Source organism: Candidatus Poriferisocius sp. (assembly GCF_965202595.1).
Classification (GTDB): domain Bacteria; phylum Actinomycetota; class Acidimicrobiia; order Acidimicrobiales; family Bin134; genus Poriferisocius.
Genome location: NZ_OZ241836.1, coordinates 2,499,733 through 2,512,879, shown reverse-complemented (window position 1 = coordinate 2,512,879; position 13,147 = coordinate 2,499,733). Strand labels below are relative to the sequence as shown.

Below are 13,147 nucleotides of genomic sequence, written 5' to 3'. Positions count from 1 at the left end.
TTCGGGTATTTTAGTGGGAGAAAAGTCGGGGGCACGGCTCACTGCCCGGTGCCGGGTGGGAAGCCCCTGGTCTCCAGTTCGGGATCCAGAGGCAGGTCGAAGCAGTTGAACGCCACCGCCAGGGTGTCGTATGCCCCGACGGTGAACAGCAGGTCCATGATCTGGCGGGTGGTGAATGTTCCGGCCAACTCGTTCCAGGTGGGGTCGTCCCAGTTGCCGTTGTGGTGGAGTTCGTCCACCGCCCGCAACACCAGGGCATCCCCGGGCGACCACCCGTCAACCGAGCCGGTGGCGGTGCGGTCGATCTCCCCGGCGGTGAGCCCCACCTCGAGCCCAGTGGCGGCGTGCTGGGCCCACTCGTACTCGCTCCGGCGGTGCCAGGCCACCCGCAGAATCACCAGCTCGCGGGTCCGCTCGGAGAGGGTGTTGAAGTATAGCAGGTGACGGTTGAACATCAGGAAGGCCTCGGCCAACTCGGGGTGATGGGCCAGAACCGACAAGGCGTTGTTCGGTCGCCGGGCCTGCCGGTTGCGATCGGTTTTGCGCCGGTCGTAGGTGGTACCGGACGGCGGGCGCATCGGCTCCATGGCTGCCATTGCCTCGACCGTCCAGTCCGGCAAGTCCAGCGGCGCGATGCGAGGCTTGCTCTCGGCGCCGGACGTTTTCTCGACCGAACCGCTCGACCGGTCATCTCCGGGCATCCACCCGATGGTAACCGACCCTGCGGAGTCCGGAATCAACCATGGTTCTTGCTGGATTGCTGCGATTCAACAACCATGGTTCCTGCTGGATTGCTGCGATTCAACAACCATGGTTCCTGCGGGATTGATGCGATTCAATATGACCGGGCTGATGACAAGCAGAACGGTTTTATATGAAAAGGTGCTGTTTCGGGGTCATTAGCACCAGGAGGTGTCGTGCGTATCGGACTGATGATCGGGCCCGAGCGGCACCGGTATTTCGACAAGGCGAATCGCATGGTCGAAGCGGCTCGGCGGGCTGAGGCCGGGGGGTTCACGTCGGTGTGGATTCCCCAGATTCCCGACGAGTTTGATGCCATGACCGCGGCAGCTCTGATCGGAAACTCCACCTCGACGGTGGAGGTGGGGACCGCAGTGGTGGTGGCGCAGACCCGCCACCCAATCGCCCTGTGCCAGCAGGCGCTGTCGGTGCAGATCGCCTGCGAGGGGCGATTCACCCTGGGTCTGGGCCCGTCACACCACTGGATCGTGGAAAACATGCTGGGTTTGTCCTACGACCGGCCGGCTCCCCGGATCGGGGCCTACCTGGACGTGCTGGAGCAGGCCCTGGCCGGCCCGGGACCGGTGCGGGTCAAGAACGAGTACTTTCAAATAGACAACCCGCTGGACATCACCGATCGGGCGGCCACCCCGGTGCTTTTGGCCGCTCTGGGGCCGGTGATGCTCCGGCTGGCGGGGGCCCGGGCCGACGGTACGGTGCTGTGGTTGGCCGACGAGCGGGCCATTGGCGAGTTCATCGTTCCCCGGATCACCGAGGCGGCTGCCCACGCCGGCCGCCCCCCTCCCCGGATCGTGGCCGGTGTGCCGGTGTGTCTCTGCGCTCCCGGCCAGGTTCGGATGGCCAAGGACCGGGCCGAGCGGCTGCTGGCCGAAGCCGAGGTGTCCCCCAACTACCAGCGGCTGCTGGATCGGGGCGATGCCCGGGGGGTGTCCGACATCATGGCCGTGGGTGACGAGACCGCGGTGCTGGATCGGCTGCGCTCATTCGCTGATGCCGGGGTCACCGACCTTTCGGTGCGGGTGCTGCCCATCGGCGAAGACCGGGGCGAGCTGGTGGCCTCCAGCCGGCGCACCCGGGAGTTCCTGGCCGATCTGACCCCGAGTATCTAACCGCCCATCCGGTAACTCGATGCAACGATCGGGCCGCAGTCGTGCTTTCTATCCGCGTGGGCCGAGTGTCTGACCACCCCTCCGATAACTCGATGCAAACCCGCTAGGCCGCGGGTCGGATCTGGTTCAGGGGGTTCATGCCCGGGCACCCCTTGGCCCGCTCGGGGATCTCGGCATAGTCGATGGGGGTGGCTACCTCGGCCTTGGTGGGGCAGTGCTGCTCGGCCAGCGGGGCCAGAGCCTCCAGGTCGAACCCGTAGACCTCGGCCGCGTTGGTGGTCAGGATGCGAGTGGTCTCCTCCTCGGTGAGGTTGGCGAACGTCAATCTCAGGTGTTCGTGGGTATGGGGGTGGGACCCTTCAATGTGGGGGTAGTCGGAGCCCCACATGATGCGGTCGGTGCCGATGGCCCGGGTGATCAGCACCTCCGCCGGTCGCAGAAACGACGCCCCGATGTAGCACTGCCGGGCGAAGTACTCGCTGGGGGTCAGCGACAGCCCGGCCACCGCCAGGCCGCCGAACACCGACTCCGAGCCGTACTTGGAATGCCTCATGCGGTGAAAGAAGCTGTCCAGCTTCTCCAGGGTTTCTGGTACCCAGGCGGTGCCGGTTTCGGTGGTCACGTACTTCAGCGTGGGGTAGCGTTCGAACACTCCCGAGAAGATGAGATGCCAGAGAGCTCGCTGGGTCCACCAGGTGGCTTCCAGCATGAACATGGCCAGCGACGCGGGGAAGTGGTTGCCGTAATTGGGGGAGCCGCCGCCGGCGTGGTGGTTCAGCGGTAACCCGGCCGCGGCGGTGGCGGCCCAGATGGGCTCGTAGGTTTGGGAGTACAGCGGTTCGAACGGTGAGTCGGGCGGGGCCCCGGGAATCAGCACGCCGCCGGTCAACCCCTGATCGGCGGCCCACTCGATCTCGGCCACCGAACCTTCCACATCCCCCAGGAACACCTGGATGATGCCCGCCCGGCGTCCGGGGGCCTGATTCACGAAATCCACCAACCACCGGTTGTGGGCCCGCAGCCCGGCCCAGCGGTGCTCGAAGTTGTCACTGTAGGGTGGGGCCTCGAAAGCGGTGGCCGCCGGCGGGGAGAACGGGGGTTGGGTATTGGGGAACAGAACCTCGGCTATGAAACCGTCGGTCTCCTGCTCGGCCAGACGATGCGGCGACGACCAGTTGCGGTGGCCCCAAACCTCGGGATCGCCGTCCACCCCCACCTCCAGCGGCGACCGCTCCATGCCGGCGTAGGTGGCCTTGCGCCGCTGGTTGTGGTCCTCCATGAACCGGGCCCATTCGTCGAACTCGGCGTGGTAACGCGACTCCAGGTAGGGCTTGTAGTCCCACAGGTCGGCCCCGCAATGGGTGTCGGCGCTTATGACGATGTGATGATCCATGGTTTCCCCACTGCCGTAATCTAGTGGTTTACGTCCACCACCCCCACTGGTGGGCAATCTAGTGGTTTGCGCCCACCACCCCTGCTGGTGGGCAATCTAGTGGTTTACGTCCACCACTACCCGACCCCGGATCTCTCCGGCGAGGATCTGGAGGGCAGCGGCAGGGACATCGGCCAGGCCGATGGTGGTGGTCATGGTGTCCAGCTTGGTGGTATCGAGGTCTCGGGCCAGGCGGCTCCAGGCCTCGGCCCGGCGCTCGGCCGGTTCGTGAACGCAGTTGATCCCGACCAGGGTGATCGCCCGCAGGATGAACGGGGCCACAGAACCGGGGAAGTCCATGCCCTGGGCCAGCCCGCAGGCGGTCACGCACCCGTGGGGTTGGACCTGGGAGACAATGTTGGCCAGGGTGTGGCTGCCCACCGTGTCGATGCCCCCGGCGAAACGGGCTCGGCCCAGGGGACGGGCCGCCTCCGAGAACTCGTCGCGGTGTATCAGCTCGGCTGCTCCCAGCCCCCGCAGGTAGTCACCCTCGGTGTCGATGCGCCCGCTGGAGGCCACCACTTCGTACCCCAGTTGGGCCAGCACGGCCACGGCCACGCTGCCCACCCCACCCGCCGCGCCGGTGACCACCACCGGCCCGGAATCGGGGGTTATGCCGTGCTCCTCCAGGGCCAGCACGCACAGCATGGCGGTGTAGCCCGCGGTGCCCACCGCCATGGCCTGATGAGTGGAGTAGGCATCGGGCAGGGGGGTTAGCCAACCGCCGTCCAGGGCGGCCCGGGTGGCCATGCCCCCCCAGTACGACTCGCCCACATCCCAGCCGTTGACTATCACCCGGTCGCCCGGTGACCACGCCGGGTCGGTGCTGCGGGCCACCGTGCCGGCCAGGTCGATCCCCGGTACCAGGGGCCAGGTGCGCACGATGGGGGCACCGTTCAAGATGGCCAAACCGTCCTTGTAGTTGAGAGTGGAGTAGTCCACGGCCACGAGCACCGGCCGGTCGGGCAAAGCGGCATCATCCAACTCGGTGATGGCATGGGACCGGTTTCCGTCGTCATCCTGGCTGAGGAGCAGGGCTCTGAACATCCCGCCAGCCTGCCAGACCCCCGGCCACTGGCATAACTCCTACCCCGGAACTCTGCTTGATCTGGGCCGGGTTCTGGGTTCAACCCCCGGTCACTGGCATAACTTTGGCCCCGGAGCTCCTATCCCAGAACTCCGGCGGCTCTTAGGTGGTCGATTTCTTCGGGGGTGAGGCCGGCGATGTCGTGGAGCACGGCATGGGTGCTGGCTCCGAGGGTCTCGGCGGGTACCTGGTCGGTGTCGGCCCGGGAGAACTTGACCGGGAAAGCCGGTCCGAGCCAGCGGGAGGGTTCGGATGCTCGGGGATGGCGCAGCGGTACCAGGGCTCGGCGGTGCTGTATTTGAGGGTCCTCGGATGCAGCGGAAGCCGAGGCCGCAGCACCGGCGGGAACCCGGATGGCGCGGAGGCGATCCAGAGTGGCCTCGGTGGTGCGATCTGCCATCCATGTGGCCACGAGTTTGCAGATCTCTTCCCGGTGTTCGGCCCGGGCGGGTACTGTGGGGCCCAATTCGAGCAGGTCGGGACGTTCCATCTCGCGTGCGAGCCTCTGGAACTGGGCATCGGTGGTGATCACCAGCGCTACCCAACCGTCCTGGGTGGCGAAGGTGTCGAGAATACCCCTGGGGTCGCCGTTTCCCATCCTGTCGGGCAAACCCTGGTGGTGGTAAAGATCGAGGGGCTCGTCCCACAGCATCGAGACCAAGCCGTCGAGCATGGAAACGTCGATGCTCTGACCGCGCCCGTCAATGTCTCGTTGCCGCAGCGCTGCGACTATTCCGAGTGCGCAGAGCGCCGCCGGGAACTGGTCACCCACTGTGGCACCGGCCTTGGTGGGAGGGCCGTCCGGAAAGCCGGTTTTGGCCATCAAGCCCGAGCGGGCCTGGATGATCAAATCCATGGATGCGAGGTCGGCATCCGGCCCATCCGGCCCGAAACCGGTGATGGATGCCTGGACGAGCCGAGGGTTCAACTCGGCCAGTGACTCGTAGTCCAAGCCCAACGAAAGCATTACTCCGGGGCGGAAGTTGTCCACCAGCACATCGGTTTTGGCCACCAGCCGCCGGAGCACTTCCACCCCCTCGGGCCGACCGAGGTCGATCACCACGCTGCGCTTGCCCCGACCCTTGCGGAGGTAGCTGATGCCGATGTCGTCGGGTCCCTGGGCCTCGGACTGCTCACCGCCCGGCCCCACCCACGGAGGTATGCGCCAGGTCACGTCCCCGCCCGGAGGATCCACCCGGATGACCTCGGCTCCCAGCGATGCCAGCATCCAGGTGCATACCGGCCCCGACACCACCCTGGTCAAGTCGATTACCCGGATCCCGTCCAATGGCTTCATATCTCCTTGCTTACCATCTCCCGGGTAGCGGCTCATGCGGCCAAGCGAGGGTGGGGTGGGGGAACCCTCCACGATGCTTAGCATTCCCCAAGCTGTTACCAGCGCGACTAGAACAAGGGGGCATGGGCGAACACCCTTTTCACGATGTCGCCATCGTCGGCATTGCCAACTCCGAGCAGGCCCGGGTGCTGGAGGGTCACGATTCCATGACCATCACCGTCCAGGCGGTGCGCCGGGTGCTGGCCGATTCCGGCCTGTCCCCATCGGACATAGACGGGGTTGCCGCCGGCCCGTTCAGTGGCCCGCTCACCTACTACATGCGCAACGGACCGGCCTGGCGACACTACATGACTCCTTCCATCCCCATCATCCTGGATGCGGCCGCGGCCATCGTCACCGGTCAGTGCCACACCGTGCTGGTGGCTCACGGATCGGCCGGTATCTACACCGAGCGGGCATCCACAGCCCCGTGGACCCGGCCGGCCAACGAGTTCGTGGTGGCCTACGGTATGTTCACCGCCGCCGAGTTCGCCCTCATTGCCCAGCGCCACATGCACATGTACGGCACCACCCCCGAGCAGTTGGCCACTGTGGCCGCCACCATTCGCAACAACGGCCATGCCCATCCCGATGCGGTGTACCACGGGCGAGGGCCGTTCACCCCCGACGACATCCTGGCCTCTCGCATGGTGGCCGATCCGTTTCACCTGCTCGACTGCGCCATGACCTCGGAGGGGGCCTGTGCTTTGATCCTCACCACCCGGGAGCGGGCCCGGGACCTGCCGACCGATCCGGTTTACATCCTGGGCGGGGCCGGTGACAGCTTCGGCCCGTCCTACCAGCATCCACCGGCGTGGGATCTGGCCGGTCCCGATGGCCGGAACAACGGCTACACCGGTCGGTGGGCCGCAGCCAAAGCGTTCGCCATGGCCGGCCTTGGGCCCGCCGACGTGGACGTGTGTGAGTTCTACGATCCGTTCTCGTTCGAGATCATCCGCCAGTTCGAGGCCTACGGGTTCTGCGATGAGGGTGAGGGGGGCGATTTCGTCATGGACGGGCGTATCGGGCCCGGTGGCCGGTTCCCGGTGACCACCGACGGGGGCACCATGTCGTTCAGCCACGGTGGGGCCGCGGTGCAGCAGCTCCAAAGGGTGATCCGGGGGGTGGAGCAGCTCCGGGGTACCTGCGCCACGGCTCAGGTGCCGGGGGCCGGGGTGGCCATGTGCTCCAACGGTGGGGCCGGGGCGCTGTTCACCGATGTCATGTTGCTGGGAACCGAGACCCCATGAGTGCCTTTTTCGTGAGTGCCTTGTACCCAGCATTGCTGCTGGACGCTTCCGTTTCGGAACTCGAGGAGGGTCAGACCCCATGAGTGAGATGCTGCGACCCCAGTCCCCCGGTATCCCCCTGCCGGTTCCCACCCTTTACTCCCAGCCCTACTGGGACGGCTGCCGGATCGGTGAGCTGCGCTACCAGAGGTGCCGGCACTGCGGGGTCATCACCATGGACCCGGCCCCGGCCTGCTCGGGCTGCTTCTCCTCGGACTTGAGCTGGGAGGTGAGCACCGGGCTGGGCGAGGTGTATTCGTGGACAACGGTGTGGCGACCCCAGACCCCGGCGTTCACCGTCCCCTACGTGGCGGTGATCGTTGAACTGGACGAGGGCTTCTGGCTGCTGTCCAACCTTGTCGGCTGCGCCGTGGATGCTGTCCATGTCGGGATGAGGGTAAGCGTCACCTTCGTGGAGATGAGCGACGAGATCACCCTGCCCTACTTCGAGCCGGTGGGTGGTTCCTCGCCCTAGTTCGAGTCGGTGGCGGTGGGTGGTTCCTCGCCCTAGTTCGAGTCGGTGGCGGTGGACGGTTCCAGGTAGATCCGGGTGGCGGCCGGGACCTCGGCTCGGAGGTGGGCCTCTATCGCTGCTACCGCCGCCGGTATCCCATCATTGGGGAGGTGGTCGGCGAAATCCACTTCCGCGGCCACCAGCAACTCCTCGGGCCCCAGATGCTGAGTGCGCAGATCCACCACTTTGTCAACTTCGGGCGATTGTTCCAGTGCGGCCCGCAGCCGGGCTCGATCCTTGGCGGTGGCGCTCTCGCCGATCAGCAGGCTCTTCATCTCGATGGCCAGAACAATGGCAATCAGGCCCAGCAGCACGCCGATGGCCAGGGTTCCGGCACCGTCCCAGCGGGGCTCGCCGGTGATCTCGGCCAGCACCACGGCCACCAGTGCGATGACCATGCCGAGCATGGCCCCCAAGTCCTCCAGCAGCACCACCGGCAGCTCCGGGGTGCGGGAGCGGCGGATGAACGTTCCCCACGAGAGCTTGCCCCGCACCCGGTTGGATTCCACGATGGCGGTGCGGAACGACAGCGACTCGACCACTATGCCGAAGATGAGGATCCCGATGGCTATGCCCAGTGATTCCAACTTGTGGGGGTGGCGCAGCTTCTCGATGCCCTCGTTGATGGCGAACAGCGCCCCCAGCGTGAACAAGATGATGGTCACCACGAACGACCAGAAGTAGCGCTCCCTGCCGTAGCCGAACGGGTGGCGGGGGGTGGGTTCCCGCTTGGCCAGGCGGCCTCCCAGCAGGAGCAGGGCCTGGTTGCCGGTATCGGCACAGGAATGGACCGCCTCGGCCAGCATGGAGGCCGAGCGGGTGATGACGTATCCCACGAACTTGGCGATGGCAATGGCCAGGTTGGCCAGGAGGGCGGCCAAAACGGCCTTGGTGCTTCCTCCAGCGGCCATGCCCAATGAGTAGCACACCCAGGACCCGCTGGTCGGTATCTTCCACAGCAGCACTGCGATGGTCAGCGGCCATGCCACAACCCAGGGCGGGTAGTCTCGTGTCGTGTTCCGCATGGATGTCCAGGAACGGGTGGCTCGGATCACGCTGACCAACCCGAAGCGGCGCAACGCGCTGAGCCTGGGGCTGATGGAGGATCTCATCGAGGCGCTCCGCAAGCTGGGGGAGCGAACCGACGTTGCCGTGATCGTGATCGGGGCCGAGGGACCGGCGTTCTCCGCCGGCCACGACCTGTCGGAGATGGTCGACCGGGATGCTGGGTTCTACACCCGGCTGTTCGAGGTATGCACCGAGTTGATGGCGGCTGTCCATGAGGTGCCCCAGCCGGTGATTGCCGAGGTGGCTGGGGTGGCCACCGCCGCCGGCTGCCAGTTGGTGGCGGCCTGCGACCTGGCCGTGGCCTCCGCCGAGGCCACCTTCGCCACCCCCGGGGTGCGCATCGGTCTGTTCTGCTCCACGCCGATGGTGCCCATCTCCCGGGCGGTGGGGCGTAAGCGGGCCATGGAGATGCTGCTCACCGGTGATCCCATCGATGCCAACACCGCCGCCGAGTGGGGACTGGTGAACCGGGTGGTGCCACCCGATGAGCTGCGGTCGGCGGTGGACGATCTGGCCGCCCGCATCACCCGGTTCAGCGACCACACCATCGCCATCGGCAAGCAGGTGTTCTACCGCCAACTCGACTGCGGTGAGCCCGAGGCCTACGACCTGACCCGTCAGGTGATGGCCACCAATGCGACCACCACCGATGCCCGGGAGGGCATGGAAGCCTTTTTGGCCAAGCGCTCCCCGTCGTGGTCGGGCCGCCGGGGAAACTAGTTTGTCCACCCATGGGAACCGTTTTTGCCACTGTTACCGATGTTGCTGCTGCTGCCGGCTGGCACCTGGGGTGGAGCGACTGGATGGAGATCACCCAGGAACGGGTGAACCGGTTCGCCGATGCCACCGGTGACCACCAGTGGATCCACATCGACCCCGAGCGGGCCGCAGCCGAGAGCCCCTACGGCACCACCATCGCCCACGGTTACCTCACCCTGTCGCTCACCAACATGTTCCTGCCCGAACTGATCACGGTGGAGCAGATCTCCATGGGCATCAACTACGGTGTCAACAAGGTGCGGTTCCCGGCCCCGGTCCCGGTGGGATCACGCATCAGAGTGGGTGCCGAACTGAGCGCGGTGGACGAGATCACCGGTGGCGTGCAAGCGACCATCACCATCACCGTCGAGGTGGAGGGCAGCCCCAAACCAGCCTGCGTGGTGGAGAGCCTGACCCGCTACCTGCGGTGAGATTTGTCTCCAGTGTTTGTTTTTGTGGTTGATGGTGGAGAAGTAGAGTTGGTTGGGGATGGCCAAGCGTAAGCGGACTCGGGTGGCAACATTGGAGCGGGTGCCGGTCTCGGATCCGCCGGTTAGGCCGGGACTGATCGGTCCCCGTCGCCGGGTGCCCCGCCAGATCGGGCGTCCTCCTTATGCCCGGACGGGGGAGCCGGGGCCGCCGGTCTCGTCCATGGTGCGCAGCCCTTCCGAGGTCGAGGCCATGCGCCGGGCCGGGCAGGTGGCCGCCGAGGTGCTGCTGCTTGCCGGGAGGTTGGTGGTTCCGGGGGTGACCACCGATCGTATTGACGCCGAGGTGCATGAAGAGATCGTGCGCCGGGGGGCCTATCCCAGCCCGCTCAACTACCGGGGTTATCCCAAGTCGGTGTGTACATCGGTCAACGAGGTCATCTGCCATGGCATTCCCGACAGCCGGGCGCTGGCCGATGGTGACATTGTCAACATCGATGTGACCGTTTATCTCGACGGGGTCCACGGTGACACCTCGGTTACCTTCGAGGTGGGCGAGGTGGATGAGCATTCCCGCCTGCTGGTGAGGGAAACCCGAGAGGCCATGTACCTGGGCATTGGTGCGGTAAGAAACGGTGTGCCGGTGCACGCCATCGGGCGGGCCATCGAGACCCACGCCCGGGCTCACCATCTTGGGGTGGTGCGCGAGTTCATCGGCCACGGGGTGGGCACCGAGTTCCACTCCGGGCTCCAGATTCCCCATTATTTCGACCGCCGCCACACCACCTTGCTGGAGACGGGTATGAGCTTCACCATCGAACCCATGCTCACCCTGGGTACCGCCGAGTTGTATCTGTGGGACGACCAGTGGACTGCGGTTACTGCCGACCAGCGCCGCAGCGCCCAGTTCGAGCACACCCTGCTGTGCGCCGATGACGGCGCGGAGATCCTCACCCGCACGCCCCGCGGAGAGGGTGCCGCCGAGGTGTACGCCCGGAATTGATCCGAGCCATCTCTAGCGAGGGTGTACGCCCGGAATTGATCTGAGCCATCTCTAATCCCAGTACCAGGCCAGGCCCAAACCCCGGTGTGGGCAGGGTGTTGGTGGGTTCGGGTTGGTTCTAGTCCCAGTACCAGGCCAGGCCGCGGACCCCGGTGCCGGAATTGATCATCATGGCCTGCCCGAAGCCGCTGATGAACGCGTCGGCGGGTTGCACCTCGGCAGTGATCGTTGCCATCAGCTCCAAGGCCGGGCCGGGGGCATCGGCATGGAGGCAGACCAGATGCAACCGGGCCTCGCCGGCCGGCCGGGTGCGCCGCCAGATGGTCAAAAGGCGCTGCATGGCGGCCTCGTCACTGAGAGCCGGGCGCAATCTACCGATGACTCCACCGTGGATGTCGAACAGGGGCCGCACCCCGATCAGGTTGCCGGCCCGGCCCGCCAGACCTGGCACCCGCCCGCTGCGGATGAGCTGGTCGAGGTTGGCCAGCGCTCCCACCAGTTTGACCCGTCTGGCCACCTCCTCGGCCCGGGCCACCACTTCGTCCAGGGAGGCTCCGGCTCGGGCGGCTCGGGCGGCGGCCACGGTGACCAGCCCCTGGCCCCCGGCTGCGGTTCGGCTGTCCACCACCGCTACCGGGCCGGGCGCGCTCCTGGCCGCCAGCACCGCGGACTGGTGGGTGCTGCTCAAGGTGGAGGACACGGTTACCAGCACCACCCCGTCACCCTGATCATGGCCGGTTATGGCCTCGGTAAACGCTCCTGGCGGTGGGCTCGAGGAGGAGTGGTTCCGGGCGGCGATTATGTCTGCGGTGGCCAGCTCGCCGTCGCTCACCGTAAGGCCGTCAACGGTGATCATGAGCGGGACCACGGCGATGTTCCAGCGAGACCGCACCTCTTCGGGCAACGCCGCAGTGCTGTCGGTGATAATGCCTACTGCCATCTAGCGGATTTTCTTTTCGATCATGGGGCGCACGGTGGCGGCTGAGGCCAGAACCAGCAAACCCGAGGCCGTGAGCACCGAGCGAGTACCGGGCAGGCCAAGTTGGTTCAAGCCATCGCCTATGGCGCCGGCCCCCAGTGCGGCGACCCCCAACCCGATGCGGATTACTACGTGAAACGCCGAGAAGGCCAGCACCCGCTCTGCTTCCTGGGGAATCCGGGACTGGAGCGCGCTCATCCCCGCGGTCAGGGTGACGGTGGTCCCGACCCCGAAGCCGGCCGCTCCCAGAAAGGTCAGCCAGATGGTGGGACTCTGGCTCATCAACGCCACCAGAGCACCCATTACCAGGGCACCCCGCCGGGTGAGCACCAGCAGATCCACGTGTCGAGACTTGTGGGTGAGAGCCAGGCCCACACCCGCGCCGGCACCGAACAAAACGATGAGCACGCCGTATTCGATGTCGGATGCCTGCAACTCCTCCTGAACCAGCTTGATGCCCAGCGAGAACAACGCCCCCAGCCCCACCGCGGCAGCCGCGGTGGCCGGCAGGATCATACGCACCAGTGGTACCGACCAGGCATCTCGAAGCCGCCCGGGGGTTAGGGATGGACCGGGAGCCTCAGATGGATTGGGAGTCCCAGATGTATTGGGAGCCTCAGATGGATTGGGAGCCTCAGATGTATTGGGAGTACCAGGCGTGTCAACGGTGGTCGTCGCGGAGGCTGGTCCCCGTTCCCGAAGTTCCAGGATCCGGGCAATGAAATAGGCTGAGACCCCGAAGGTTGCTGCGTCGATCCAGAACACCAGGGCGTAGGGGTGCGCCCCCAGCCAACCTTCGTTCAGCGGAAGCGCGGCGAACAGGGCGAACAGGCCCGCTCCCACCGGGATGTTGCCGTAGGAGGATCCCATCATGGCGGCGTTGGCCAGTGGCAGGTCGGATTCCTCCACCAGATCGGGGATCGCCGAATCCCGGGATGCCAAGAACACCACGCTGGGAGCCTCCAGTGCGAATGCCCACAAGTAGACCCACCACAGCTCTTGCACGAAGGGCACCACGGCGATCATCCCCGCTCGCAGCAGATCCATCGTGATCATGGTTCGGCGGCGGTCCCATCGCCCCGCCAGCCTGGCGGCCAGCGTCCCGCCCAGTGCCGCGGGGATCAGCCTGAAGGCGAGGATGCCGCCCACAGCCGCGGCCGAGCCGCTCAGCCGTTCCACCAGCGCCATCAGGGCGAAGGTGCCCATCCAGTCTCCGAGAGCTGATGCCCCCTGACCGATGAGAAGGCGGCGGAAGGCGGCCCGGGTTAGAAGGTTCAACAGCCCCGAAGCCGTCCTGAGCAGATCAAGATGTCGGGGCTCAATGGCCGGCCCGGGGCTGAGCGGATCAAGGCTGCAAAGCTCAATGGCCGGCCCGGGACTG

At 66.2% G+C, this 13,147-nt stretch carries 13 protein-coding genes; 6 read left to right on the top strand and 7 right to left on the bottom strand.

Annotated elements, in window-relative coordinates; all coding sequences use genetic code 11:
- Positions 1 to 38: 38 nt before the first annotated feature.
- Positions 39 to 701 carry a carboxymuconolactone decarboxylase family protein gene (locus ACOGXC_RS11335; protein WP_419918300.1) on the bottom strand — a complete coding sequence of 221 codons (663 nt, stop codon included), beginning with the start codon at positions 699 to 701 and terminating at the stop codon, positions 39 to 41.
- A gap of 216 nt (positions 702 to 917) precedes the next feature.
- Here ACOGXC_RS11335 and ACOGXC_RS11330 point away from each other — a divergent pair, with 216 nt between their 5' ends.
- Positions 918 to 1,871, top strand: coding sequence for a TIGR03564 family F420-dependent LLM class oxidoreductase (locus ACOGXC_RS11330; RefSeq protein WP_419918299.1), 954 nt, complete (start codon positions 918 to 920; stop codon positions 1,869 to 1,871).
- A gap of 103 nt (positions 1,872 to 1,974) precedes the next feature.
- On the opposite strand, the gene ACOGXC_RS11325 is transcribed toward ACOGXC_RS11330, so the two are convergent.
- The 3 genes from ACOGXC_RS11325 to ACOGXC_RS11315 all read right to left on the bottom strand — a co-directional run bounded on the left by ACOGXC_RS11325 (position 1,975) and on the right by ACOGXC_RS11315 (position 5,687).
- Positions 1,975 to 3,264 carry an amidohydrolase family protein gene (locus ACOGXC_RS11325; protein ID WP_419918298.1) on the bottom strand — a complete coding sequence of 430 codons (1,290 nt, stop codon included), beginning with the start codon at positions 3,262 to 3,264 and terminating at the stop codon, positions 1,975 to 1,977.
- Between the two features lie 96 nt (positions 3,265 to 3,360).
- Complete coding sequence (locus ACOGXC_RS11320) at positions 3,361 to 4,350, bottom strand: MDR family oxidoreductase (RefSeq protein WP_419918297.1); 990 nt, start codon at positions 4,348 to 4,350, stop codon at positions 3,361 to 3,363.
- A 119-nt stretch (positions 4,351 to 4,469) separates the two neighbouring features.
- Positions 4,470 to 5,687, bottom strand: coding sequence for a CaiB/BaiF CoA transferase family protein (locus ACOGXC_RS11315; protein WP_419918296.1), 1,218 nt, complete (start codon positions 5,685 to 5,687; stop codon positions 4,470 to 4,472).
- 122 nt (positions 5,688 to 5,809) lie between these two features.
- On the opposite strand from ACOGXC_RS11315, the gene ACOGXC_RS11310 reads away from it, so the two are divergent.
- Positions 5,810 to 6,976: a thiolase family protein gene (locus ACOGXC_RS11310; protein ID WP_419918295.1), complete on the top strand. Its 1,167-nt coding sequence runs from the start codon at positions 5,810 to 5,812 to the stop codon at positions 6,974 to 6,976.
- A 79-nt stretch (positions 6,977 to 7,055) separates the two neighbouring features.
- Positions 7,056 to 7,490: a Zn-ribbon domain-containing OB-fold protein gene (locus tag ACOGXC_RS11305; RefSeq protein WP_419918294.1), complete on the top strand. Its 435-nt coding sequence runs from the start codon at positions 7,056 to 7,058 to the stop codon at positions 7,488 to 7,490.
- 32 nt (positions 7,491 to 7,522) lie between these two features.
- Here the strand turns inward: ACOGXC_RS11305 and ACOGXC_RS11300 are convergent, their stop codons facing one another.
- Positions 7,523 to 8,518 carry a cation diffusion facilitator family transporter gene (locus ACOGXC_RS11300; protein WP_419918293.1) on the bottom strand — a complete coding sequence of 332 codons (996 nt, stop codon included), beginning with the start codon at positions 8,516 to 8,518 and terminating at the stop codon, positions 7,523 to 7,525.
- A 34-nt stretch (positions 8,519 to 8,552) separates the two neighbouring features.
- On the opposite strand from ACOGXC_RS11300, the gene ACOGXC_RS11295 reads away from it, so the two are divergent.
- From ACOGXC_RS11295 to map, 3 genes are read left to right on the top strand one after another with little or no spacing between them, the layout of a single operon-like run.
- A complete protein-coding gene (locus ACOGXC_RS11295; RefSeq protein WP_419920068.1) occupies positions 8,553 to 9,317 on the top strand; it encodes an enoyl-CoA hydratase in 765 nt (254 codons plus the stop codon).
- A gap of 11 nt (positions 9,318 to 9,328) precedes the next feature.
- Positions 9,329 to 9,787 carry a MaoC family dehydratase gene (locus tag ACOGXC_RS11290; protein WP_419918292.1) on the top strand — a complete coding sequence of 153 codons (459 nt, stop codon included), beginning with the start codon at positions 9,329 to 9,331 and terminating at the stop codon, positions 9,785 to 9,787.
- Positions 9,788 to 9,845: 58 nt separating this feature from the next.
- Positions 9,846 to 10,787 (top strand): type I methionyl aminopeptidase, encoded by a 942-nt coding sequence (gene map, locus ACOGXC_RS11285; RefSeq protein WP_419918291.1) that lies wholly within the window; start codon positions 9,846 to 9,848, stop codon positions 10,785 to 10,787.
- Between the two features lie 118 nt (positions 10,788 to 10,905).
- Here map and ACOGXC_RS11280 read toward each other — a convergent pair whose 3' ends face one another.
- Positions 10,906 to 11,727: a DegV family protein gene (locus ACOGXC_RS11280; RefSeq protein WP_419918290.1), complete on the bottom strand. Its 822-nt coding sequence runs from the start codon at positions 11,725 to 11,727 to the stop codon at positions 10,906 to 10,908.
- Positions 11,728 to 13,044 carry an MFS transporter gene (locus ACOGXC_RS11275; RefSeq protein WP_419918289.1) on the bottom strand — a complete coding sequence of 439 codons (1,317 nt, stop codon included), beginning with the start codon at positions 13,042 to 13,044 and terminating at the stop codon, positions 11,728 to 11,730.
- Between the last annotated feature and the right edge of the window lie 103 nt (positions 13,045 to 13,147).